The sequence below is a fragment of the Sphingorhabdus buctiana genome, assembly GCF_042680825.1.
Classification (GTDB): Bacteria; Pseudomonadota; Alphaproteobacteria; order Sphingomonadales; family Sphingomonadaceae; genus Sphingorhabdus_B; species Sphingorhabdus_B buctiana.
This window is the reverse complement of record NZ_JBHUEL010000009.1, coordinates 68,687-91,781: the sequence shown is the minus strand read 5'-3', so window position 1 is coordinate 91,781 and position 23,095 is coordinate 68,687. Positions and strand designations below refer to the sequence as shown.

17 protein-coding genes, 1 tRNA gene and 1 pseudogene are annotated in these 23,095 nt (G+C 57.5%); 9 read left to right on the top strand and 10 right to left on the bottom strand.

The window, feature by feature from the left end:
* Window positions 1-8 precede the first annotated feature (8 nt).
* Both ACFSAG_RS10215 and ACFSAG_RS10210 read left to right on the top strand, forming a co-directional pair.
* Window positions 9-485 carry a DUF4440 domain-containing protein gene (locus ACFSAG_RS10215; protein WP_381514323.1) on the top strand — a complete coding sequence of 159 codons (477 nt, stop codon included), beginning with the start codon at window positions 9-11 and terminating at the stop codon, window positions 483-485.
* A gap of 476 nt (window positions 486-961) precedes the next feature.
* The gene (locus ACFSAG_RS10210) at window positions 962-1,426 is read left to right on the top strand and encodes an IS5 family transposase (RefSeq protein ID WP_381514320.1); all 465 of its coding nucleotides are present in this window, start codon (window positions 962-964) and stop codon (window positions 1,424-1,426) included.
* A 119-nt stretch (window positions 1,427-1,545) separates the two neighbouring features.
* Here ACFSAG_RS10210 and ACFSAG_RS10205 read toward each other — a convergent pair whose 3' ends face one another.
* From ACFSAG_RS10205 to ACFSAG_RS10190, 4 genes are all read right to left on the bottom strand, one after another.
* The gene (locus ACFSAG_RS10205) at window positions 1,546-2,277 is read right to left on the bottom strand and encodes an RES domain-containing protein (protein WP_381514317.1); all 732 of its coding nucleotides are present in this window, start codon (window positions 2,275-2,277) and stop codon (window positions 1,546-1,548) included.
* Window positions 2,249-2,626, bottom strand: coding sequence for an antitoxin Xre/MbcA/ParS toxin-binding domain-containing protein (locus tag ACFSAG_RS10200; protein ID WP_381514314.1), 378 nt, complete (start codon window positions 2,624-2,626; stop codon window positions 2,249-2,251). The genes ACFSAG_RS10205 and ACFSAG_RS10200 overlap by 29 nt, the downstream gene beginning before the upstream one ends.
* Window positions 2,627-2,708: 82 nt before the next feature.
* Window positions 2,709-3,638: an ArdC family protein gene (locus ACFSAG_RS10195; protein WP_381514311.1), complete on the bottom strand. Its 930-nt coding sequence runs from the start codon at window positions 3,636-3,638 to the stop codon at window positions 2,709-2,711.
* A gap of 161 nt (window positions 3,639-3,799) precedes the next feature.
* Window positions 3,800-4,003 (bottom strand): hypothetical protein, encoded by a 204-nt coding sequence (locus ACFSAG_RS10190; protein WP_381514308.1) that lies wholly within the window; start codon window positions 4,001-4,003, stop codon window positions 3,800-3,802.
* A 210-nt stretch (window positions 4,004-4,213) separates the two neighbouring features.
* Between ACFSAG_RS10190 and ACFSAG_RS10185 the strand changes: the two genes are divergently transcribed.
* Entirely contained in the window at window positions 4,214-4,900 is a 687-nt protein-coding gene (locus ACFSAG_RS10185) for a type IV toxin-antitoxin system AbiEi family antitoxin domain-containing protein (protein ID WP_381514305.1), read from the top strand.
* On the top strand, window positions 4,893-5,753 hold the full coding sequence (locus ACFSAG_RS10180; RefSeq protein ID WP_381514302.1) for a nucleotidyl transferase AbiEii/AbiGii toxin family protein: 861 nt from the start codon (window positions 4,893-4,895) through the stop codon (window positions 5,751-5,753). The genes ACFSAG_RS10185 and ACFSAG_RS10180 overlap by 8 nt, the downstream gene beginning before the upstream one ends.
* Before the next feature lie 31 nt (window positions 5,754-5,784).
* Here ACFSAG_RS10180 and ACFSAG_RS10175 read toward each other — a convergent pair.
* A pseudogene (locus ACFSAG_RS10175) lies at window positions 5,785-7,419 on the bottom strand (strawberry notch C-terminal domain-containing protein); the annotation flags it as partial.
* On the bottom strand, window positions 7,373-8,602 hold the full coding sequence (locus tag ACFSAG_RS10170; RefSeq protein ID WP_381514299.1) for a tyrosine-type recombinase/integrase: 1,230 nt from the start codon (window positions 8,600-8,602) through the stop codon (window positions 7,373-7,375). The pseudogene ACFSAG_RS10175 and the gene ACFSAG_RS10170, both read right to left, overlap by 47 nt.
* 106 nt (window positions 8,603-8,708) lie before the next feature.
* On the opposite strand from ACFSAG_RS10170, the gene ACFSAG_RS10165 reads away from it, so the two are divergent.
* Window positions 8,709-8,791: transfer RNA gene (locus tag ACFSAG_RS10165), tRNA-OTHER, on the top strand.
* On the opposite strand, the gene ACFSAG_RS10160 is transcribed toward ACFSAG_RS10165, so the two are convergent.
* The 4 genes from ACFSAG_RS10160 to ACFSAG_RS10145 form a co-directional block, all read right to left on the bottom strand.
* Window positions 8,754-11,477, bottom strand: a complete 2,724-nt coding sequence (locus ACFSAG_RS10160) for an ATP-binding protein (RefSeq protein ID WP_381514296.1) — start codon at window positions 11,475-11,477, stop codon at window positions 8,754-8,756. The genes ACFSAG_RS10165 and ACFSAG_RS10160 overlap by 38 nt on opposite strands.
* Window positions 11,474-11,848, bottom strand: coding sequence for a response regulator (locus ACFSAG_RS10155; RefSeq protein WP_381514293.1), 375 nt, complete (start codon window positions 11,846-11,848; stop codon window positions 11,474-11,476). Before ACFSAG_RS10155 ends, ACFSAG_RS10160 begins: the two co-directional genes overlap by 4 nt.
* A 287-nt stretch (window positions 11,849-12,135) precedes the next feature.
* On the bottom strand, window positions 12,136-15,705 hold the full coding sequence (locus ACFSAG_RS10150) for a cadherin repeat domain-containing protein (RefSeq protein ID WP_381514290.1): 3,570 nt from the start codon (window positions 15,703-15,705) through the stop codon (window positions 12,136-12,138).
* 306 nt (window positions 15,706-16,011) lie between these two features.
* Window positions 16,012-17,304 (bottom strand): sugar MFS transporter, encoded by a 1,293-nt coding sequence (locus tag ACFSAG_RS10145; protein WP_381514287.1) that lies wholly within the window; start codon window positions 17,302-17,304, stop codon window positions 16,012-16,014.
* A 162-nt stretch (window positions 17,305-17,466) separates the two neighbouring features.
* Between ACFSAG_RS10145 and ACFSAG_RS10140 the strand changes: the two genes are divergently transcribed.
* The 4 genes from ACFSAG_RS10140 to fdhD are packed head-to-tail and all read left to right on the top strand — an operon-like array spanning window position 17,467 to window position 23,080.
* On the top strand, window positions 17,467-17,931 hold the full coding sequence (locus ACFSAG_RS10140; RefSeq protein ID WP_381514285.1) for an NADH-quinone oxidoreductase subunit NuoE family protein: 465 nt from the start codon (window positions 17,467-17,469) through the stop codon (window positions 17,929-17,931).
* A complete protein-coding gene (locus ACFSAG_RS10135) occupies window positions 17,928-19,439 on the top strand; it encodes a formate dehydrogenase beta subunit (RefSeq protein WP_381514283.1) in 1,512 nt (503 codons plus the stop codon). Before ACFSAG_RS10140 ends, ACFSAG_RS10135 begins: the two co-directional genes overlap by 4 nt.
* 12 nt (window positions 19,440-19,451) lie before the next feature.
* Complete coding sequence (fdhF, locus tag ACFSAG_RS10130; protein WP_381514281.1) at window positions 19,452-22,292, top strand: formate dehydrogenase subunit alpha; 2,841 nt, start codon at window positions 19,452-19,454, stop codon at window positions 22,290-22,292.
* Complete coding sequence (gene fdhD / locus ACFSAG_RS10125; protein WP_381514279.1) at window positions 22,292-23,080, top strand: formate dehydrogenase accessory sulfurtransferase FdhD; 789 nt, start codon at window positions 22,292-22,294, stop codon at window positions 23,078-23,080. Before fdhF ends, fdhD begins: the two co-directional genes overlap by 1 nt.
* Window positions 23,081-23,095 lie beyond the last annotated feature (15 nt).

The window sequence follows — 23,095 nt, the reverse complement described above, 5'->3', positions numbered from 1 at the left end:
ACTTAACAATGCATTTGAGTTTGACTGCGGCAAAGACGGTTTTGGCTGCGCTATGCCTTTCAGCGAGCACAGCCGCTACTGCCCAATCTCCAGACCGCGAAGGAGCAGCATCGGTTCTCTTTTCCTACAAGTCCGCGATTGAGCGCCTCGACATTACTGGTGTCGAAATGCTCTTCGCTCCCGACGCCGTGGTAATCGAGTCGGGAAAGGTGGAGGGGAATTTTGTAACCTATCGCGATCATCATCTCGGGCCAGAGCTTAAGGAATTCAAGTCCTTCACGTTTGGCGACTACAAGGCTGACATCGAGTTGGAAGGCCCCGTCGCAATCGCAACCGAGACTTACACGTACCGGATTGTCCTGAAGTCGGGCGAGGCCATTGACCGGCTCGGCGTAGCTTCCAGCGTTCTGAAGTGGAACGGGCAGGCTTGGCAGATCGTCTCTACGCACAGTTCATCGCGCAAGCCGAAGGCGCCTGCGAACTGATACGAATGGCAGATCGGTCAACACTGATCCGGTAGCTAATCGAACGATGGTGCGACCTATGAAAGCTGGTCTCTGGAATGGGCGGATCAAGAACTGGACTTGTAACGGTTTTGCGCCGGTCACTTTTGAGTTAAACACTCATGCAACGAGGCCGAAGCTTGCGTTCGTTGTAGCTCGTCTCGAATGGCGTGCGTGGTCGTGGCGCTGCCGTGTCGAATTTGTCCCGTAGGTCTCTCCTCTGCAACAGCGATATATTTACACCAACACATGCCAGGACCATACAACTGAGGCTTGGGTTGAGCTGCAAAAAATGCCGTTCCACCGGCACCGCCTCATCCTTGGCGCCAATTGGGATGGGGTGCGCTATAGGTATTGAGCGTCCAGACCTTGAGCGCGGCATTCAGCCGCCAAGTATCGAGAGAACGGCGCCATCAACTAGGCGGCGTGGACAAATTGGTTGACGCGAGACTCGGTGGTTGATTCAAGGCTTCCTTTTGGAGGCAGGGTTGAGCCGGGGCGATCTGAGCGAAGCGGAATGGCGCGTTTTGAGGGACTTGCTGCCGATTGACGGTGCAAATCGAGGGGCTGGGCGGCCGCCCGAAGAGAACCGGTCCATCATCAACGGCATTCTCTGGCGGCTTCGCTGCGGCACGCCGTGGCGCGATGTGCCGCCCAAATATGGCAACTGGAACACGATCTACCGGCGCTTTCGGCGTTGGAGCGAGGCCGGGGTCTGGGAGGCCGTGTCGGTCACCCTGGCCGAGATCATGGCGGACAGCGGCCACTACAGCATCGACAGCACCACCGTTCGCACCCACGTCTCGGCAGCGGGCGGAAAAGGGGGGCTCATCGACGCGCTCTTGGCCGCTCGCGGGGCGGGTTCACCAGTAAGCTTCACTGTCTGGCAGATGCCAGAGGACGACCGGTCGCCTTCCACCTGACGGTCGGCGAAGCAGCCGATTGCAAGGCCTATGACACGTTGATCGCCCTGCCGGAGCGGGCACCAAAGGCGCTACTGGCGGACAGGCGTCAGGAATTCATGTAAGGGCGTCTGCGACCTTCAGCCGGGAGCGTCCAATCCGAACCCGGCAGCTGTGAACTCCAACTGGTCGTCGGCTGGAAAGGCAGCAAATGCGGTCAGTCGGTTCTCTTCGTAGCGCAAATGCCAGGTGCGCTGCGGCACGGGATCGCGCCCGCCAAAGACGCTAGGCTCAAGGATGGCGATGTTGCACCGCGCATCGGGATCGCGCGCCGATATCGTCCGGATAAGCGCAAGCGAAGCCTTACGGGCGGCAGCAGCAAGTTCCTGGCAGGCGTTATAGTCGTTGGGATCGGTCCAGCGCGCTTGCTCGGCATCAAAGGGGGGACAGGTCAGATCGATCGCCTGCTCTGTGCGGACGTCGACCGTGAAGCTTGAATGCTCGCTCGTGGCTGAGGAAGGCTCGAACCCCGGCGAGCGCAGGAAAAAGCGCAAACGCCAATATGCCGTCTCGGCAATGGCGGTAGCCTCGGCTTCACTTGCATAGAAAATCCCAGGGCGTTCATCGGCACGGCGAAATCGGCTAGGAGTGCGATGGCCATAGCGGAATGGCGAAGCCAGCAGATAATGGAGACCTTGTGCGGCCTTGGGCAAATCCGGTTTGGCGGCTTCCGCAAGCGCCTCAAGCCGTGCCTGATCGGCAAGCGAGACGGCAAGCCTGTTGGTCGAGATGCGGTGCTGTGCCTCGACGACCCGCCAGACATGGCCTTTATAGGCGCGAGCCTTAGACGCGAGCGCGGTGGGCGTCCACATAGTCGCAAACGGTCAGTAGCCCCTTGAAGCTGTCGATGAGATCGAGCGGCCGGGCATCAAGGTCTATATTATGCGTCTGAAGCCAGCGGCGCGCCGCCGCGTCGTCGCTTCCCAGAAGCGAATCCAGACTTCTAAACAAGCGCAGCAGAAATTGTCCGGCCTCAAAGGACTTGGACGCCGGATCGAGCATAGTGCGCCCGGTGGTCAACCGCGAGGCGGTCGCCTGCGAGAGACCGAGAATGGTCCCCAATTTGGCGGTGCTCAGACACCAATAATCTGCTATTTTTGCAATAGCAGAGGTGAGAACGCGGGCGTCCTCCTGTGCTTCAGCCTTGAAACGGGTCGCCATAGCCATTCCTTTCATTTGAATATAATACCATATCTTCATTCAAATGAATAGTGAAATCTTCGTGTCGATGAATGCTCCGCATTCAGGCCGCTTCTGCCATGGGCTCTGCCTCGCCGACGCCACATTCGCGGCCACCGAGTTTCAACAGCAAGGCGCTTGCTTCCTCGGCGCGCGCGGCTGCAGTCAGGATCGCGCGGTCATCGTCGCGCAACAGCTTGAGCCAATGGTCGATATAGCTTGCATGATTGTCGAGATGGGTAACGGGAAGTCCGAGTTCAGCGCCCAATATCGCGCTCGACAGTTCGGCAACCAATTCTTCGGCGGCATAGGCCGCACTCCCGAAGCGGTTTTTGAGGTTTCGGTCTAGCCGCGATCCATGCCCGGTCCAATGCGACAATTCGTGACCAAGCGTTGCATAATAATGATCAAAGCCTGAAAACAGCTCGGGCGGCGGCATGGTGATCCGGTCGGCGGCCGGTTCATAATAGGCTTCAGAACCCATATGGCGAAGTGATGCCGGGATGTGGCTGAAAAATGAGTCGAGGTCAGCTTTGCGTCCCTCGGGTTCGACCAGCGCAAGTTCTTGCGATGGATGATAGCGTTCGGGTAATCCGTCGATCTGATCGGCATTGAACACGGCATAGGCACGAAGCACGCGGCGACTTTCTTCCTGTGTTTCTCCGGTGTCGGAAGCCTCGACCTCCTTGGAATAGCTTTTGTAGAAGATCGCGATGGTCGACTTCTCGCCTTTGCGGACCTGCGCGTCCATCTTGTTCGCCTGCGCATAGGTCATCCAATAGGGCGAGGCGTAGCCGCACATATCTGCAACCATCCAGAGCCAGAAGACATTCATACCCCGATAGGGCGTGCCGCAACTGCGCAAAGGGCGCGAGACCGGCAGACCACGCCACGGTTTGACCCAGGGTTTGGTTCCAGCCTCAAGCCTCTCGATGATCTGATCAGTGATGCGGGTCGCAGGCGACAGCCCAGTGCGTTTTGAATGATAGGCCATGTGGGAAACTCCTGAATGTCGGCCGGACCAGTCCGGCAATCGACATGGGCCACAGGCTCCCCTCTCCTCTCCTTCCAGTTGGCGATGAGAAGAAGCGGCCCCCTTGCTTGCCAAGGGAGCCGCTTCCAACGCAGGCTCAAACCCGTCCTGTCAGGAGGAGGTCAGGCGGCGAGTTCAACGCCCGCATTGTCGGTTCTTTCCTGGTTGCTCGCGATATCCTCAGCGATCACCCCATGAGCATCCGGTTCAACACCGTCTGTTGCATCTGTTGCGATCTCCGCATCGGTCTCGGTTGCAGGTTCAACGCCAGATGTACCCGCAAAGCGCATGGCGGCAGGCAGCCACGTTCCGGGGGGACGCGACAAGCTTGTTCAACGGAATTGACTTGATCATGGGATTTCTCCTGAAGTGCGAGCCGACGCACCGCCATTCGGCCGCCAAAGCTCAGCTACTCAGGGTCCCCTCCCCTCTTTCCTCCGATGGGCGAACGGCACTCATCCTGCGTTGCTCGACGGAATCAGTCCATGAATATAAAATTCTTGAAACTTTCATTTTTTGGAAGTATTAGGAATTTTATGACAGCTTTGGTCAAAGAGATTTCAAAGGCGGGATTGGCGGATCGCATCCTCGAAGAACGACAGCTTGCAGAGCTTGTTGGCGGGAGTGCCGCGCGCCGGTACGGGCTGGTCAACCGTGCGATCAAGGAAGGCGCGCTCGTCCGCATCAAGCGCGGGGCATATGTGCTCGCAGCTGAATATCGGGCCGAGCCGGTCCATCCCTTTGCCGTCGCGCAAAGCCTGCTTCCCGGCAGTTACATCTCTTTTGAGACGGCACTTTCCTATCATGGCTGGATTCCGGAGAGCGTGTTTACGACTGCCAGTGTGTCGCCGGGCCGTAAGACGCTCGAATATACAACCGCAGCCTTTGGCAGCTTTGCCTTTCACCCGCTCGCTATCCATCAATATCGCCTGCTGACCAGCGTCGACCGCGTGGTCCTCGGCAAACAGGCTGCGCTCGTCGCGCAGCCCTTGCGGGCCATTCTCGATCTTGTCGCGTTGCGCAAACAGCCTTGGCAGGGTCTGGAGTGGCTGACGAGCGGTATGCGGATCGACCAAGCGCAGCTGTTGGCGCTCAAGCGGCAGGATTTTGCGGCAATGAAGCCCGTCTACAAGCATAAGGCGGTGAATGCGTTTCTCGACCAACTCGACGACGCGCTGTTGAGCGGGAAGGCAACTGGCCGACGGAGTTCGCGAAATGATTGATCTGATCAAGGAACGGCTGCGCCGCTATGCTGCGACAAATCCGCTCGAAGAGGAAAATGCGGTCAAGGAAATCCTCCAGGAAATCGCGCTCTACGCACTCTGGCGCAGTGATTTTTTCGATGTCGCCCTGTTCCAGGGAGGCACCAGCCTGCGCATCCTGCACGGCCTGCCGCGATTTTCAGAAGATCTGGATTTTCTGCTGCGCGCACCTAATCCGGAATTCGACTGGTCGCCTTATCTGAGCGGACTCATCCAAGTCGCTGCCGAATTTGGCGTCAAGCTTGATGCGCAGCCGCCTGCAAAAATGGACAAAGCCATCCATGCAGCACTTATCAAGAACGATTCTATTGCCAATCAGCTGGACTTGTCCTTTGCTGGCCAAGACCGGCGGAAGGCAATCCGGATCAAGCTCGAGATCGACGTCAACCCGCCTTTGGGAACGGATGAGGCCACCAGCTTTCTCGATTTTCCGCTCGATTATGAAGTTCGCCATCAGGATCTGCCGTCCAATTTCGCGCTCAAGATCCATGCGCTGTTATGTCGCGGCTTTTTGAAGGGTCGCGACTGGTTCGATTTTTCCTGGTATGTCTCGCGCGATATCGCGCCCAATCTCCTCCTCTTGCGGAACGCACTTGTTCAGGCAGGCCCGTGGAAAGGCGATGAGACCATTCCCGTCGATATCGCGTGGCTGAAAGCGGCGCTTTCCGACGCAATCACCAAGATCGATTGGAAGGCGGCGGGTGACGATGTAGCACGGTTCCTCCGGCCAGCGGAGCTTCGCTCGGTGGATCTTTGGAGCGAGCGGTTCTTCCTGGCAAAGGTAGAAAAGCTGACCTCTTCCGCATGCGGCTGAAGCATCGCGCCGCATATTCGCAAAATCCCAATCACGGCTGCCGGCTGGCAATGCGACCGACAATAGCGGCCGCATCGCTGGATGGAACGAACAGCCGCGTCTGATAGCGAATGATCTCGGTGAAGCAGCCTTTCGCTTTGTACCAATCCAAGCGGTCAGCAGACCAACCCGTCAACTCAAGCCGCTGGCTGCCATTGACGAGCGAGCGCTTAACCGTCAGCGCTTCCACGCTGCGGAACGGTAATGGTTTGCCCGTTTTCATAACGGCCGATGCAATATCGGCTGGATCCAGGGATTGATCGAGATCTTTGCCTAGCGCTTGCGCCAACTCTGGAATGTCGCCGATGCCGATTTCGCGTCCCAGAAGCGAGCGACCATCCTTCGCTGCAATGCGGCTGACACGCACATAATCGCCCGGAAGCTTATCCCAGATTGGCAGCAGCAAGCCGGTCGCAAGATGCAGCCGTTCGCGTTTGGGCGACGCCAGCGCTTCGGCGGTCTCAGACCGCCAGCCATTCTCAAACTGTTCGCGCCCGACCGGTTGCCAGTTGCTTGTCCCAAGCTGGTCGGATGTCAGATATTCCGCGCGCAAGGGCCGGACGAGTTCAAATCGTTCGATACGCTCGCCTTCGTCGGTGAGAAGTCCGCGCGCAAGCACGGCAAGCGCGACGCGCCCGGACCGCTCGTTTTGCATCGGACGGGTATGAACATGGCCTAGGTCGTGGATTTTGGCGAGGTCTTCAAAGCCGAGCGGTCGCTGGCGGCGCGCAATCTCGATCTCAAGCAAATGCGTGGTGGCACCCGATGCGGCATCGGTACGCAGAACTTGATCCGAGACTATGTGATAATCATCGACGGGGATTGTTTCGACGCCAAGATCAAGCGTCCCTGCGGCACGCGCCGCATCGACACGCGCTTCAACCAGGCCCAGATATTCATCGAATATGCCATTCTGCAAATGGATCGGAAAGGCGAGGATGCGATTGAGCCAGCGTTGGATCGTCGGCAGATCATCGAGCAATCCGCCATCCTCTGCTTCAATTTTGAGGCCCGACAATTTTTGAAAGCGTTCGAGGCTGACCGCTTCAAGCTTGCCCTGGTAGAGCAAGTGGAACCAGCGGATGAGCGCATCTTTTGCGTAAATGCTCTCGAGATTGTCGGCCGGGTTGAACAGATTTTGTCCGCCCGTTTGACGCTGGCCGCGTGTGAGCGCGCCAAGGCTGTCGAGACGGCGCGCAATGGTCGAAATGAAGCGCCGCTCGCCCCGAACATTGGTCGTGACCGGACGGAATAAAGGTGCCGATGCCTGATTGGTCCGGTTGGTGCGGCCAAGGCCCTGAATGGCAGCATCGGCGCGCCAGCCCGGCTCGAGCAGGAAATGGATCCGGCGCTCCTGGTTCTTCGCATTCAGGTCGGCATGATAGCTGCGTCCTGTGCCTCCGGCATCGGAGAAGACGAGGATACGCTTGTCGCCGTCCATGAATGCCTGGGTTTCGAGGACATTGGCGCGGGGCGAACGCGACTGAAGCTTTTGACTACCGTCGGTTCCGACCACCAAACGCCGCGAGCGTCCTGTGACCTCGGCCACTGCATCGACACCGAAGCGTTCGATGATGGCATCAAGCGCGGTGGCGACAGGCGGAAGCGCGCACATCCGCCCAAGCATCCAAAGCAGATCGCTTTTCAGACGAAAAATTGTAGCGCTGGTAGACGCCAACAATGCCTGCTTGGCTTCCGGACACACGGTTTAATACGGCTTCCGTCACCTCCAACCTTACACCAATTCTTTGCAAGCCGGTTGCTACAGTGCGTCTCAGATCGTGAAGTCGCCATTCATCTACATTCCCAAGCTTTTTCTCAACAGCCGACCGAAGCCGCGCCTGAACTTTGCTGAACCCGCTGGCGCCGTTATGAGGACTAGATTTGGCAGGAAAGAGTTTTGAACTCGTGCCTGTTCGCTCCAGCTTTTCGATGATATTCAGCGCAAAATCGGAAAGCGGCACAATGTGGGTTTTGCCATTTTTTGCTCTCGCGGCAGGGATTGTCCAAATGCGCTGCTTTGTGTCGAATTCGACCCATTCCGCGCTGTACACCTCGTTCCTTCGCTGACCGGTCAAAATCAAAAGTCTGATTGCCGAGGTCCAAGGCTCGTGCTCATTGCCCAGGGCATCCCACAATACTGCCAATTCACGATCCGAAAGCACACGGTCGCGAGCCTTTGGCGCAGGCGGCCGACCAGCATCGCGACAAGGGTTTGAATCTAAGCGATCAAGACGCGGCAGCGCCCATGTGTAAAACGCGCTGAGCTGGGCGCAAACATTTCGGGCTTGGACCGGCGCCTTACGTGCAACTTTATCCACCAGCCGCGTCACGTCCCCTCGCGTCACACTGTCTGCCAAGCGATCACCAATTTCAGGCAAAATGTTTCGGTTAAATATTCTCTCGGTTTCATCAATACGTCGGCGACCAGCTTTGAAGGCAAGATAGTCAGGCAACATGTTCCGAACAGTTAAGGCAGCAACCTGCCTGCTCTTCTTTGTCTCTTTGCTGGGGTCGCTGCCTGCCTCGATATCGTTGATCATTTGCCGAGCTTTGCGGCGGGCATCGACCAACCCGCATCGAGGTCCAAAGCGACCAATCGTGATGTTTCGTGACTGACCGCCAACTCGTTTCCGCAAAATGAATGTTTTTGCGCCCGATGCACCTACTCGCAACCTTAACCCAGGGACGGTTTGGTCTGCATACTCCACTTGACCATGGAGCGGCTTCGCCAAGCCCTTAATCTTGGCGTCCGTGAGCCCAATTTTTAAGCGCTTCTGAAACTCCAAATCTTGCCTCTGACCGCTCATAAAACTACCCAGAATTGTCCGTTACCTAGGTAACATTTGGCGTTACCTACTAGTGAACATTACAAGAACAATGGAGACAGCGCAAGATAGATATTTACTATTTTTCAGACGTTTATGGACACATGGGGAACCACCGAAATCCAACTCTTAATCAGCGGGTCGTGGGTTCGAACCCCTCAGCGTCTACCATTTCTTCTTTTTCGGAAATTTTCTCAGCGACATCATTTGCCAAAGGCAGCTCGATTATGATGCGTGCGCCGGTGCCGGTGTTTTCGGCACGGATGCTTCCGCCAAGATCGTGGATGATGCCATAGCTGATCGAAAGGCCAAGGCCGGTTCCTTCCTTGGGCGGCTTGGTGGTGAAGAAGGGTTCGAACAAGATGGGCAAAGTCGCCTCGGCGATGCCCGTCCCGTTATCCTCCACGGTCAGAACCACCTGCGCTTTATTCTTTGACGCACGGATCCAGATGCGCCCCGGCGTGTCATCGCCCATATTCATGCGCGAACGGATGGCATCACCCGCATTGAGCATCAGGTTGAGCAGCACCTGTTCCAGAAGCACAGGCAATGCACGAACCTTCAGTCCGGTTTCGCTGCTGTCATAATCAACCGCGATCCCGTCAGCATCGAATTGTGTGCGAACCATCGTCAGTACATCTTCGATTGCATCGTGCACAGCAATGGGATGCGGTGCCTCGGTAGGCTTGCGGCCAAACACCCGCATTTGCAGAATGATCGCCGCGCTGCGGTTCACATGCGCGATCATGCTATCCAGTTTTGCGCTGAACCGTTCGGGGTCAAATTGCCCGCGCGCGCTGCGTTCGCGCAGGTTGGTCGCCGCCATTTTGATGAAGTTGAGCGGCTGGTTCAGTTCATGCGCAACGCCGGCCACCATGCGGCCAAGGCTGGTCATCCGATCGGCATGGATCAACTGGTCTGCGGCATATTTGCGTTCGGATATGTCAATCAGGACGCCAATCGCTTCGCAACCTCCAAGCGTCGGGTCGAATTCGACAGCTAGGCTGTCATAGATCCAGATATATTCGCCATTTTTGTGGCGGACGCGATATTCGAGGCTTGCGGTCTTGCCCGGCCGCAAGTCGGAAAAGACAGCCTGGCATTGCTCGATATCGTCGGGGTGAACAGCATGGCTCCACCAGCCCGCTTGGGCAATTTCGTCGGCAGTATAGCCCAGCATCTTGCCAATCGTTTCGCTGACATAAAGCAGCGTGCCCTTGCGGCCATCGACGACTTCCAATGCGTAGACAATCACGGGTGCATGCTCGGCAATGCTCCGCAACCTGCGCTGATAGCTTATCAGGGCACCGCGTTCACGCGCGACCTGGGTTCCTACCGAGGCGATGTTGAGCGAAATATCGCTGAGTTCGCTGATAACCAGACTATCGATCTTGTCGGCATGCGTTCCCAGCAAAGCCAAGTCCGCAGCAGACCGGGCAAGCCCGCGCAGCGACGATTCGATGCGCCTTGCCAACAACGATCCGGCGATGGTGATCAATATGACAAATGCAGCCAGCGCGATAAACATTTGCGATTGCCCTTGCCGTGCCTTGAGCACTTCGCCGCTCAAGCGCGCAGCGCCGATCGCCTTCCACCCCGGCAATCCGGGAATATCCGTAGCCCGGACCATCAACGCATCGCGCAGATCGCTCATCAACGCATTGCCATAGCTTGTCATGCTGACGAGTGTCGCTCTATCCTGCGGCAGAGCCTGGACATCCAGTTTGATGGGGCGCATTCGTTCACCAATCTCGCCCGAAATTGCATGGATGGTCCGCGGCCGCTGCGATGGCCCGACGAGAAGCAACCCTTCGAGGTTATGGTGTTTTGGTTCGATAATTACCTGTCGCAAAGTGTGTTCGCGCAAGGTTGCAACGATACGATATACGGCGCCAGTTTCGCTGACCGGCACCAGCAAAGCGAGGCCGCCAGTGTCGGCAGGCGGTTTTGCCGGCAGCTCAGCAATCGCAGCGCGCCCGTTCGCCAACGGATATTGCATGGCAAGGTTGCCTATTGCGGCCGCGGATTGGTTGCGGTTCTGGCCAACTGACCAAATCTTGTCGCCGGAGCGATTATAAGCGGCAATCCCAGCAAACTCTTTTCCAAGTTCTTTCGGTATCAATGCCGGACTTTCGACGGCGAGCGCCTCGAGCATCAATCCGCGCGATTCCTGCCACATAGCGAGCCGCTCACCAGCAATTTGCAGGCCATCTTCCAATTCCCTGCCTACCGCATTGCGTGCGCCTGCCTCTCGGTCAGGCGCATCGAGAGCCAGATAGACAGTGGTTGGGATAAGGATGATCGAGGTGAGCAAAAGCATCACAAATGCTTCGGCAGATACCCGCGGCACGCGTATTGGCCCACGGAAGGCAAGGAAAGAAATGAATGTAGCGTAGAGCAATTCGCCAAGAGCAACATTGAGGACGCCGTTGGTTGCTTGCTTCGCAATCACCAGCCAGAGCGACATCTGGTCCATATCCATTGCACCGCCATAAGTGGCCAAAAGCAGCGGCGTGCCAATAATTATCCAGAAAATGACATCGATGCGGATGGGGGAGGTTCGTTTCAGGAAAGCCGCCAAAGCGAATGCCTCCAAGGTCCACACCCCCCATGCCCATGGATGGTTCCACAAGACTATCGTCCACAGGCTGGCGATCGAAACCGCTGCGACCATCGTTGCCGGACGCAGCAGGCGGAGGAAGGCGTAGATCAGTGCATTGCCGAAAACGAAATGCATCCCCCAACCAAGTTGCAGCTCAAGCATGTTGAGCCCGAACCCGATGCTGCCGAGCGCGATTGCGATCAGTATTTCCCGCAAAGCGGGGCGCGACAACAGGGATGCAAGAACGTGCGTCATTGGGCGTCGGCCATGGCCTTGCGGATGGCCGATAGGAACGCATCAAGATCCAGCGGTTTCAGCAAAACCGGTATGTCGGGATCATCGAGCAAGCTGCGCCGCGCGGCGTCTCCCGATACGACGATAAACTGGATATTGCGGTCCGGAGCGACATTGGCACGAACCGCATCGATCAACCCAATTCCATCCATTTTGGCCATTTTGAGATCGGTAACCAAAACCTTGATTTCAGGCGTCCGAACGATCGTCGAAAGCGCAGCTTCGGGATCGGATTCGGTCAACGCCGAATAACCGAATGCCTCCATAAGTTCCTGATATTCAGGTAATATATCGGTTTCATCATCCACCAGCATGATGGACGCAGCTGTCACCTGTGGCGTCAGCCCCCCAATATTCGACATTGTGCAACCCGCGTGATTTTACATTATGTTAGACGACGATAGCGCAATCACTTGTCTAATCCAGCTAAAAACCGCCTGAAACGCCAATTTGGTGGAAAATATCGCCAAAAATCACAGGGAAACAGCAGCGCGTCACGATTTGAGACAATGCAAAAAGAAAGAGCGCCCGCTCCATTTCTGGAACGGACGCTCTGCCCCCCAACCTGACATGGTGGACTTTTAGAACCGGGCCGCAAAATCGCGGCCCGTCTTCAAACTTATCGGGCCAACCTCACGCTGAGGAGAGCCTTGCTGTCACGCGCTGCCAGACCGGAATTTCCGTTCTGCAGTTCGAGACCCAGTTCCATCTTGTTATCCTTGCCGAAGCGGTAGGCATAACCGACGGCAAACATCGAGCGGCGCATTCCCGAAACGCTTTCCCACTGGAAGTCGCCATAGAAGCGATCGCGTACGCTTTGTTGCGACACAAATTTGGCACCAATCTGATAACCGCAAGTCAGCGAGTTGCTCGTGACACCATTGTCTTCGCAAAGCAGGCCCGGGCTGATGACCAGTTTGGACCAGCCACCGATACCGTTTTCATCACCCGAAAGCTTGATCGGCGCCGATGCCGGGATGCTGATGCGCGTCACATTTACGGTGCCGACTTCAAAGTCGATACCGCTACGCGATTCGCCCCGATACTGCGCAGCCAGCTTGGCATTGCCGAGCTTTTCAGTGGCGTGCGAGACAACGGCGTCGGTGGTAACCACCATGTCGCCGACATTGATGTCGCCGCTGAGCATCCAGCCATAGATCGACCGCTTGCCAGTCATCTTGCCGTCGAGCACGAAACCGTCAGCTTCGGTAAGGCCGAAGTCATACCATGCACGACCAAGGCCGAAGAACGCACCGGTCCGCAGTTCAGGCGTGAACTTGTAGCGACCGTAGAGGTTCATCTGCACGCTGCCGTCCGAAATCGAACTGTCGTCAAATCCTGCGATCTGGTCGTTCGACTTCGAAGCCAGCAGGCCAACGCCGAGGACGAAATCCTCGTCGAGCTTGGCCTCAAAACGGGTCGAAGCATATTGGCGTGCATTCCAGCCATCGCCGAACTTCGAATAGGTCAGACCGACGTCAAAGAAGATGCGATAGTTGCGGCTGCAATCGGTGAGCTGCTTCGAATAATCCAGCTTTGCAGTGCCGCCAGCCTCGCTTGCGTTGAGAGCGCCCGACAACGCCTTTTGGTTGCCAGGTGCAGCGCAAACATCATCATCGCCATTCTGCATCAGGCCTTCGTTGAAGGACAGCATGTCGCTGAGGCCCTTCGCAGCATATTGGCGCAGGCCACTCCGCAGTTTTCCGCCGATCTCGCTCAATTTGCGGGCGATTTCGTCGACATTGACGATGGTAACAGTCAACGTCTGGTAGCTGATGTTTCCAGCCGCATCGACCGCCTTGACGCGAACAACATAGGTATTGTTGCGATCGCTATCGGTCGGAGCTTCAAAGTCCGGAGCCGACAGGAAGGTGATTGCACCCGTCTGCGCGTTGATCTGGAACTTCGCTGCATCGCTGCCGCCGTCGATCGACCAGGTTACCGTTTCATTGGCGGTAAAGGTCGTGACCGCTGTCAGGCCTTCGTTGATCGTCAATGCCGATGCAGCCGCACCCGCACCGCCGCTGGGGCCAGTGATCAGCGGAGCCGTATCGTCGATGTTCGCAACATTGACGGTGATGGTCTGAACCGAACGATTGCCAGCAGCATCGGTTGCCGTGATCGTGAGGATATAGCTGTTGTTCGTGTCGCTATCGGTCGGAGCCTCAAAGTCCGGCGCAGCGACAAAAGTTATCGTACCGTCAGCCGCGATCTGGAACTTGCCCTGATCGTTTCCGCCGGTGATCGACCAGGTAACGGCTTCGTTTGCGGTTACGCGGGTCACGCCGGTCTGGTTCTCGTTGACCGTAATGGTCGAAGCTGCCGCACCGGCACCACCGCTTGGGCCGGTGATGATCGGAGCTGCATCGTCGACGTTGGCGACGGTAACTGTGACTGTTTGCTGGATCTTGTTGCCTGCCGCATCGGTCGCTTCGACAACCAGCACATAAGTGTTGTTGGTGTCGCTATCGGTCGGTGCTTCAAAGTCCGGCGCGGCAACAAAGGTGATGGTACCATCGGGTGCAATCTGGAACTTGCCCTGATCGTTGCCCGAAACAATCGCCCAGGTCACATTTTCGTCAGCGACCAGCTTGGTTACTGCTGTCTGGTTTTCGTCGACCGTGATGGCCGAGGCCGCTGCGCCTGCACCGTTGGTCGGTCCAGTTATGAGCGGCGCGGTATCATCAAGATTGGCGACGTTGACTGTCACCTGTTGGGTAACTTTGTTGCCCTGAGCGTCGGTCGCTTCGACGGTCAACACATAGCTGTTGTTCGTGTCGCTGTCGGTCGGCGCTTCAAAATCTGGTGCCGCAACGAAAGTGATCGTACCGTCGGGAGCAATCTGGAACTTGCCCTGGTCATTACCACCAACAATCGCCCAGGTGACGCTCTCGCTGGCCACCATCTGGGTGACGCCGGTCTGGTTTTCATTGACCGTGATGGTTGAGGTAGCCGCGCCTGCGCCGCCGCTCGGTCCGGTCAGGACGGGCGCCGTATCGTCGACATTGGCGACGTTGACGGTGACCTGCTGGGTTACCTTGTTGCCCTGTGCGTCGGTCGCTTCGACGGTCAACACATAGCTGTTGTTGGTGTCGCTATCGGTCGGCGCTTCAAAGTCAGGGGCCGCGACAAAGGTGATCGTGCCATCGGGCGCAATCTGGAACTTGCCTTGGTCATTACCACCAACAATCGCCCAGGTGACGTTCTCGCTAGCGGTCATCTGGGTGACGCCGGTCTGGTTTTCGTTGACTGTGATCGACGAAGCAGCCGCACCCGCGCCGTTGCTCGGGCCGGTGAGAACTGGTGGCGTATCGTCGACATCGGTCACGTTCAGCGTGATGTTGGTCGCAGTCGACCAGTTACCGGCAGCATCGCCCGCTTGGATGCCATAAGTGAACTGGTTGGGATTGATCTCGAAATCGTTGTTCGCAACACCAGCCGCAACACCGGCAGCGGTGATCGAAATCTTGCCGGTATTATCGATGGTGTAATATCCATCTGCGCTGGTGCTGGTACCAGTCGCGGAGAAACGAAATGCTGTAACCGCAGTGTTATCAGTTGCTGCAACGGTGCCAACAACGGCGCCAGCAACCTGGTTTTCTGCGTAATTGAACGATTGCGAAGCGGTTACCGTTGGAGCAACGCCGTCACCACCGAAAGCATCAAGTGCAGCGAAGGCACCCGCTCCAAAGTTGGCCGCGCCATCGATATTGTTAGGCGCCAAGGTAGCGAGATTCACGGTGCTTTGGTCAAATTGCAGGATGTAGGTTTTGTAAGAACCAGCCGGCAATGATGCCGCAAAGCCATCGTCAACCGTATCAGAGAATACGAGACCGATATAGTCGCATCCATTGCCGTTACAGCCGGTGCTTACCCAGTTCATTGTGGCTGAGAATGTCAAATCAGGCAGACCGCCTGAACGCTTGACCGTGACGGACACGGCAGTGTCATTGCCTTGCGACCAAGTCGTGAAAGCTCCGGTCTGCGATATTGTTACGCTTGTGATGTTGAGTTCGGAAAACAGCTGCGCGCTATCGGTACCGTTGGCGTTAACGCCGACTGCAGAGCCCGAATAGCGTGCAACGGCACCTTTTGTGAAAGTAGACGAAACTCCGGCATGGGCTTCTGCCCCATAAACGGACGATGCAATAACCGCCGTAGTGTAAAACAATGCATTGCGTATGCGCATAAATCCCCGCTGATTATTATTAAGCGCGGGCCTGTCGGTGATTTTACGCTACAAAACGAGTTAAGTCGGTTTCAATATGACAGCTTAGCCAAGCGCCGAATTGTAGAGCGGAATTGCGCATTCCGCCTGAAAGAGATGCAGGTTAATTCCCGATACTGCAAATCTCGAAGATTTTTTTCAATTTTGAAGCTAACAACCGGGTCGGTAACACCTGCGTGATTTACCCCCAGTTTGAGAGTAATTTACGCAGGCATGGTTACGCCGGATGGTCAAAGGCAGCGCTGCTGCCTTTGATCTTGTGTGATTTTACGCTGGCTTACGTGCGAAGATGCCGAAGCCTGCGATGATGACGTAGCAAGCGGCGGGTAGTATCAACGCGGTCGCGAGGCTGCCAGTGGCATCGGCGATAACGCCGGTGACGAGCGGGATTACCGCGCCGCCAAAGATCGCGATGTTGATGATGCCCGAACCATCGGCGGCACGCGCGCCCAGCTTTTCGCAAGCGAGCGTGAAGATCGTCGGGAACATGATCGAATTCATCAGGCCGATGGCGAGCAGCGAATAGCCCGAGACGACGCCAGTGGTGCTTATCGAGACAAGGATAAGCGTGATAGCGCCTGCTGACACTGCGGCTAATACCAGGCCCGGGCTGACCACGCGCAGGATGGCCGAGCCTATGAAGCGGCCAATCATCGCGCCGCCCCAATAAAGACCTATCAGCTTTCCTGCGGCCTGTTCTTCAAGACCAAGGACATGCGACTGCATCAGATAGTTCACGATCAGCGAGCCGATCGCAACTTCGGCGCCGACATAGAGGAAAATGCACGCAGCCCCATAGCCGAAGCGCGGGCGTTTCATGAGCTGAAAGCCGCCTAGGAGGCTGCTCTGCTCATGTTTCTCACCCTGGAGCTTGTTACGGAACATCCAGACGACAGCTGCAACGATTGCCAGCGCCACAGCAAGGCCAAGATAGCCGTTCACGATCGCCTGCGTTTCCGCGGTCCGATAGGCATCGAGCTCGGCACCCGATAGCTGGTCTGCGCTGACCGTGGCGAGACTGCCAAGGATCAGGATGGCGCCGAAATAGGGGAATACCGTCGTACCGAGCGAGTTGAACGCCTGTGCAAAGGTCAGGCGGCTATGCGCTGTTTCGGCTTTGCCCAAAAGGCTGATCAGCGGGTTGGAGACGACCTGCACGATCACGACACCGCTCGCGAGCACGAACAGCGCGAACAGGAAGACACCGTAAGTCGCAGTCTGGCTTGCCGGGATGAAGAGCAGACACCCCGCCATCATCGTCAGCAGCCCAGCCACCGCACCGCGCATGTAGCCAATACGCTTGACCAACGCCGCGCCGGGAAGCCCAATCACCAGATAGGCGGTGAAGAAGCAGAACTGCACCAGCATCGCCTGCGTGTAGTTCAGTGTGAAGAGTTCCTTCAGCTTCGGGATTATCACATCGTTGAGCGAGGTAATGCCGCCAAAGATGAAAAACAGCGCCATCACAAACAGGCGCAACTCGGGCGCATCGATGTGCTGACCTTCGCTTTCAACCGGATTGCTGTCGCTGCTGCTCGCTGTTTGCGGCGCTAAAGCCATAAGTCCCTCTCCACTATATATTTGTTCTAGTGAACGTTCATATTGCGCTTAACAGGCGGCGTCACCGTGTTTTCGTATGCATCCTGCTTTTCTGGCAAGTTTGTTCAATTCGCGATTTGCGCTGGCCTATGTGGCGCGACAGATTTATCGACCTAACAAACCATGTCAGACATTGCCGCCCTGCCCGACCTACTCGAAAGATGCCGCAAAATTTGTGCGCAGCATGGCGATCGTCCGGATGCATTGATCGAGATATTGCACGCAGTTCAGGCCGAATACGGATATCTGAACGATGACGCTTTGAAGGGCATCGCTCATGCGCTCAATATCTCGCGCGCCGAGATATATGGGGTGGTGACTTTCTATCACGATTTCCGCCGTGAACCGCCCCCAGCGCATGTCGTCAAATTGTGCCGGGCGGAGGCATGTCAGGCCGTCGGATCGGAAGATCTGGCGCAGCACGCTGAAGCGCGATTGTTGGGCCATCCATCAATCGGGTTGGAGGCGGTCTATTGCCTCGGCAACTGCGCGCTTGGCCCGGCAGCGTTGGTCGATGGGGAATTGAAAGCGCGGCTGACGCCCGCAGCATTCGATACATTGGTCGAAGCGCTCGAGGCAAAAGCATGAGCGCGGTTCGGATCTTCGTCCCCGTCGATGCGGCAGCGCAATCGGCAGGTGCAAACGAGGTTGCGGCGGCGATTGCGCGCGAAGCAGCAGCGCGAGGCATTGCGATCAACCTGGTGCGCAATGGTTCGCGCGGGATGCTGTGGCTGGAACCACTGGTCGAGGTGGAGACCGCTGCGGGGCGCATAGCTTATGGCCCGGTTGAGGCAGATGATGTGTCATCTTTATTTGATGCCGGTTTCCATCTGGGCGGCGTGCACCCGCTCAGCCTCGGACTGACCGAAGCCATCCCCTATCTGGCAATGCAGGAACGGCTCAGCTTTGCACGTTGCGGCGTGATCGATCCGCTCAGCCTTGCCGATTATGAAACGCATGGCGGGCTTGCGGGGTTACGCCGTGCATTGGCAATGCAACCGCAAGAGGTTGTCGCCGAGATAACCGATTCCGGCCTTCGCGGTCGCGGCGGCGCTGGCTTCCCAACCGGTATCAAGTGGAAGACAGCGCTCGAACAGCAGGCAAAGCAAAAATATGTCTGTGCCAATGCCGATGAAGGCGACAGCGGCACCTTTGCCGACCGGATGTTGATGGAGGGCGATCCCTTTGCCTTGATCGAAGGCATGGCGATTGCCGGACACGCCATCGGCGCGGACAAGGGCTATATCTACATCCGTTCCGAATATCCGCATGCCGTCGCGACCATGCGCTGCGCGGTCGAAATTTGGCATGCAGCAGCACTCTCCGATTTCCGCGTCGAAATCCGCATGGGCGGCGGGGCTTATATCTGCGGTGAGGAATCCTCGATGCTCGACAGCATCGAGGGCAAGCGCGGACAGGTGCGCGCCAAACCTCCGATCCCTGCCATATCCGGCCTGTTTGGCAAACCGACGGTGGTGAACAATGTGCTCACGCTCGCGGCGGTGGGTGACATCCTCGCCAAGGGTGCGGCGCATTACCGCGATTTCGGCATGGGGCGATCGCGCGGGACGCAGGCGTTCCAACTGGCAGGTGATGTGGCGCGCGGCGGATTGGTGGAAAAGGCCTTTGGCGTGACCTTGCGCGAACTGGTGGAGGATTTTGGCGGCGGTACCCGTTCGGGGCGGCCCTTGCGTGCAGTGCAGGCAGGCGGTCCGCTGGGGGCCTATATTCCAGCTTCGCGGCTAGACATCGAGATGGACTATGAAGCGCTGGCTGCCGCGGGTGCGATGCTGGGCCATGGCGGGATCGTGCTGTTCAACGACAGCGTCGACATGGCGAAGCAGGCGCGATTTGCGTTCGAATTTTGCGCTATCGAATCCTGTGGGAAATGCACCCCCTGCCGGATCGGTGCAGTGCGCGGCAAGGAAGTGATGGACAAGGTTATTGCCGGCGAAGATCGCGAAAGCAATCTGGCGCTGGTCGAGGATTTGTGCGAGATTATGACCGATGGTTCGCTTTGTGCGATGGGCGGGCTTACCCCGATGCCGGTGCTGAGCGCGTTGCGGCATTTCCCCGAAGATTTCGGGCGGGAATAGAGGAGACAGGCGTTGGCGATCCTCAAGGAAAAGGATTTCGGCACTCCGGCCGCCAGCTCTGACCGGATGGTGCAGATCGAGATTGATGGCTTTTCCGTGAGCGTTCCCGAAGGCACGTCGATCATGCGCGCGGCGAACAGCCTTGACCTGCCGATCCCGAAACTGTGCGCGACCGACAGCCTGAAAGCCTTTGGTTCGTGCCGCCTGTGCCTCGTCGAAATCGAAGGGCGCAAAGGCACACCTGCATCGTGCACCACCCTTGCCGAAGAGGGCATGAAAGTGCGCACCCAAAGCGACCGGTTGGCGCGGCTGCGCAAAGGTGTGATGGAGCTCTATATCTCCGACCATCCGCTCGATTGCCTGACCTGCAGCGACAATGGTGATTGCGAATTGCAGGATATGGCGGGCGCGGTTGGTTTGCGTGAAGTCCGCTATGGACATGACGGTGAAAACCACACCCAGTCCGCCAAGGATGAGAGCAATCCCTATTTCACCTATGACATGTCCAAATGCATCGTCTGCTCACGCTGCGTGCGTGCATGCGACGAGGTGCAGGGCACGCTGGCGCTGACCATCGAAGGACGTGGGTTTGACTCGCGGGTGGCAGTGTCGCTCGGCGAGAATTTCTTCGACAGCGAATGCGTTTCATGCGGTGCCTGTGTGCAGGCCTGCCCCACCGCGACGCTGCAGGAAAAAAGCGTTATCGATTTTGGCGTGCCCGACCGCACGGTGCTGACCACCTGCGCCTATTGCGGGGTCGGCTGCTCGTTCAAGGCGGAGCTTAAAGGCGACCAGGTCGTGCGCATGGTGCCCTACAAGGATGGCAAGGCCAATCACGGGCATAGCTGCGTCAAGGGCCGCTTCGCCTTTGGCTATGCCACCCACCCCGACCGCATCACCAAGCCGATGATCCGCGATGCCATCACCGATCCCTGGCGCGAAGTCAGTTGGGAGGAAGCCATCGGTTTTGCGGCCGATCGGTTGAAGGCAGCACAGGCCCAATATGGCCGTAAATCGATTGGTGCGATTACATCCTCACGCTGCACCGCGGAGGAAATCTGGGTCGTGCAGAAACTGGTACGCACCGCCTTTGCCAACAACAATGTCGACACCTGCGCGCGCGTTTGTCACTCGCCCACCGGCTATGGCTTGAAACAGACTTATGGCACGTCGGCCGGCACGCAGGATTTCGACAGCGTGATGGAGGCGGATGTCATCCTGGTGATCGGTGCTAACCCGACCGATGCCCATCCGGTCTTTGCCTCACAGATGAAACGACGCCTCCGCCAGGGGGCAAAGCTGATCGTCGCCGACCCCCGTATGATCGACCTAGTGCGATCCCCGCATATCGAAGCAGCCTATCACCTGCCGCTGTTGCCCGGCACCAATGTCGCGCTGATCAATGCAATGGCGCATGTGATTGCAACCGAAGGCTTGCTCGACGAAACCTTCATCAAGGAACGGTGCGACCTGCCCTCCTACGCCGAATGGCTCGATTTCATTCGCGGCGAAGAGAATGCGCCCGAAAATGTAGCGGCGGTTACCGGCGTTCCGGCTGAGGATATCCGCGTTGCTGCCCGCCTGTATGCGACAGGCGGCAATGCTGCGATCTATTACGGCCTCGGCGTCACCGAGCATAGCCAGGGTTCGACCATGGTGATGGGCATGGCCAACTTGGCAATGGCGACCGGCAATATCGGCCGACGCGGCGTAGGCGTAAACCCGCTGCGCGGGCAGAACAATGTGCAGGGCTCGTGCGATATGGGCAGCTTCCCGCACGAACTGCCCGATTATCGACCGGTCAGCGACGATGCCGTGCGTAAGGTGTTTGAAGATGCCTGGGGTGTGTCGATGGATGCCGAGCCCGGTTATCGCATCCCAAACATGTTCGACGAAGCATGTGCGGGTACATATAAGGGCATGTATATCCAGGGCGAGGATGTCGCCCAGTCAGACCCCAACACCAAGCATGTCGAAGCAGCGCTCTCCGCGCTCGACATATTGATCGTGCAGGATCTGTTCCTCAACGAAACCGCGCGCTTTGCGCACGTCTTTCTTCCCGGCACCTCTTTCCTTGAAAAGGATGGTACCTTCATCAACGCTGAACGCCGGGTGAACCGCGTGCGCCCGGCAATGAAGGAAAAGACCGGCAAGGCCGAATGGCAAGTGACACAGGAACTGGCGCAGGCGCTCGGCTATCCGATGCATTATGAAAATGCCGCGCAGATCATGGACGAGATTGCGCAACTCGCCCCCTCCTTCGCCAATGTGTCTTTCGAGATGCTCGACCGTGTCGGATCGGTGCAATGGCCATGCAACGACGCCGCGCCCGAAGGCACGCCGATCATGCATGTCGACGGCTTCGTGCGTGGCAAGGGCCAGTTCGTGACTACCGAATATGTGCCGACCGAAGAGAAGACAAACCGCAAATTCCCGCTGATCCTGACCACCGGCCGTATCCTCAGCCAATATAATGTCGGTGCACAAACGCGACGCACCCACAATGTCGATTGGTGGGAAGAGGATGTTCTCGAAATCCATCCATCCGACGCCGAAATGCGCGGCGTTCGCGAAGGACAATGGGTGTCAGTAAGGTCGCGCAAGGGTGAGACGGTGGTTCGGGCAAAACTGTCCGATCGGATGCAACCGGGCGTGGTCTACACGACCTTCCACCATCCCGAAACGGGCGCGAATGTAATTACCACCGAACTGTCCGACTGGGCCACCAGTTGCCCCGAATATAAGGTTACCGCGGTTGAGGTGGCACCGGCAAACCACAAATCCGAATGGCAATTGGAACACGCCGCGCACGCTGCGGAAATGCGACGCATTGCCAAGGTCCCGGCGGAATAGTGTTTCCAATTACCGTCACCGGCAAGGCGAGTGCAGCGCAGCAAGACATTGCGCTGTCATCAGGCGCGCTTTGGGCCGTGCCTGAAGAAACCCCGACAGCCTTTGTCTATGGCGGGCGCAACCATGCGGTGATGCTGGCAACGCCCGCAGACCTTGCCGATTACGCGGTCGGCTTTTCGCTGACCGAGGGCATTATCGACACGCCCGGCGATATCGAAGCACTCGACATCCATCACCTGCCGCAAGGCATCGACCTGCGGCTACGCCTTGCCGAACGCTGCCAGCAGCGTTTTGACCTGCGCCAAAATCGTCGGACCTTGCCCGGCAATGCTGGCTGCGGCATTTGCGGGATCGACAATGCCGATGAACTTCATGCGCCGCTACGCCCGGTCGCTGCGGAAATGCGGATACTCCCCGAAATTTCGGTGCAACGGGCATTTGCAGAATTGCCTGGACACCAGCCGATCAACAGCACCACCCGATCGGTTCATGCCGCAGCCTGGGCAAGTCCGGGGGGCGAGATCGTGCAGGCGCGCGAAGATGTCGGCCGGCACAATGCGCTCGACAAATTGCTCGGCGCGATGGCGATTTCCGGCGCGGATTTCGGCGACGGCTTTGTGATAATGTCGAGCCGCTGTTCCTACGAAATCGTACAAAAGGCGGCGCGCATGGGGGTAACCGCGATTGCCTGCCTGTCCGCCCCCACCGCCTTTGCCATCCGCAAGGCGCGCGAAGCAAGGATCGCAATCCATGTGCGCGACGGCGATCAAGTTGCAGCCATTATTTGAGGCGAATTTGAGTAT

Bases quoted from the DNA above. Each gene is read 5' to 3' on its own strand.
- ACFSAG_RS10205 (WP_381514317.1), bottom strand. From the start codon at position 2,277: ATGTGGACGCCCACCGCGCTCGCGTCTAAGGCTCGCGCCTATAAAGGC.
- ACFSAG_RS10150 (WP_381514290.1), bottom strand. From the start codon at position 15,705: ATGCGCATACGCAATGCATTGTTTTACACTACGGCGGTTATTGCATCG.
- ACFSAG_RS10140 (WP_381514285.1), top strand. From the start codon at position 17,467: ATGTCAGACATTGCCGCCCTGCCCGACCTACTCGAAAGATGCCGCAAA.
- ACFSAG_RS10160 (WP_381514296.1), bottom strand. From the start codon at position 11,477: ATGACGCACGTTCTTGCATCCCTGTTGTCGCGCCCCGCTTTGCGGGAA.
- ACFSAG_RS10195 (WP_381514311.1), bottom strand. From the start codon at position 3,638: ATGGCCTATCATTCAAAACGCACTGGGCTGTCGCCTGCGACCCGCATC.
- ACFSAG_RS10145 (WP_381514287.1), bottom strand. From the start codon at position 17,304: ATGGCTTTAGCGCCGCAAACAGCGAGCAGCAGCGACAGCAATCCGGTT.
- ACFSAG_RS10215 (WP_381514323.1), top strand. From the start codon at position 9: ATGCATTTGAGTTTGACTGCGGCAAAGACGGTTTTGGCTGCGCTATGC.
- ACFSAG_RS10200 (WP_381514314.1), bottom strand. From the start codon at position 2,626: ATGGCGACCCGTTTCAAGGCTGAAGCACAGGAGGACGCCCGCGTTCTC.
- ACFSAG_RS10170 (WP_381514299.1), bottom strand. From the start codon at position 8,602: ATGAGCGGTCAGAGGCAAGATTTGGAGTTTCAGAAGCGCTTAAAAATT.
- ACFSAG_RS10185 (WP_381514305.1), top strand. From the start codon at position 4,214: ATGACAGCTTTGGTCAAAGAGATTTCAAAGGCGGGATTGGCGGATCGC.
- ACFSAG_RS10180 (WP_381514302.1), top strand. From the start codon at position 4,893: ATGATTGATCTGATCAAGGAACGGCTGCGCCGCTATGCTGCGACAAAT.
- ACFSAG_RS10135 (WP_381514283.1), top strand. From the start codon at position 17,928: ATGAGCGCGGTTCGGATCTTCGTCCCCGTCGATGCGGCAGCGCAATCG.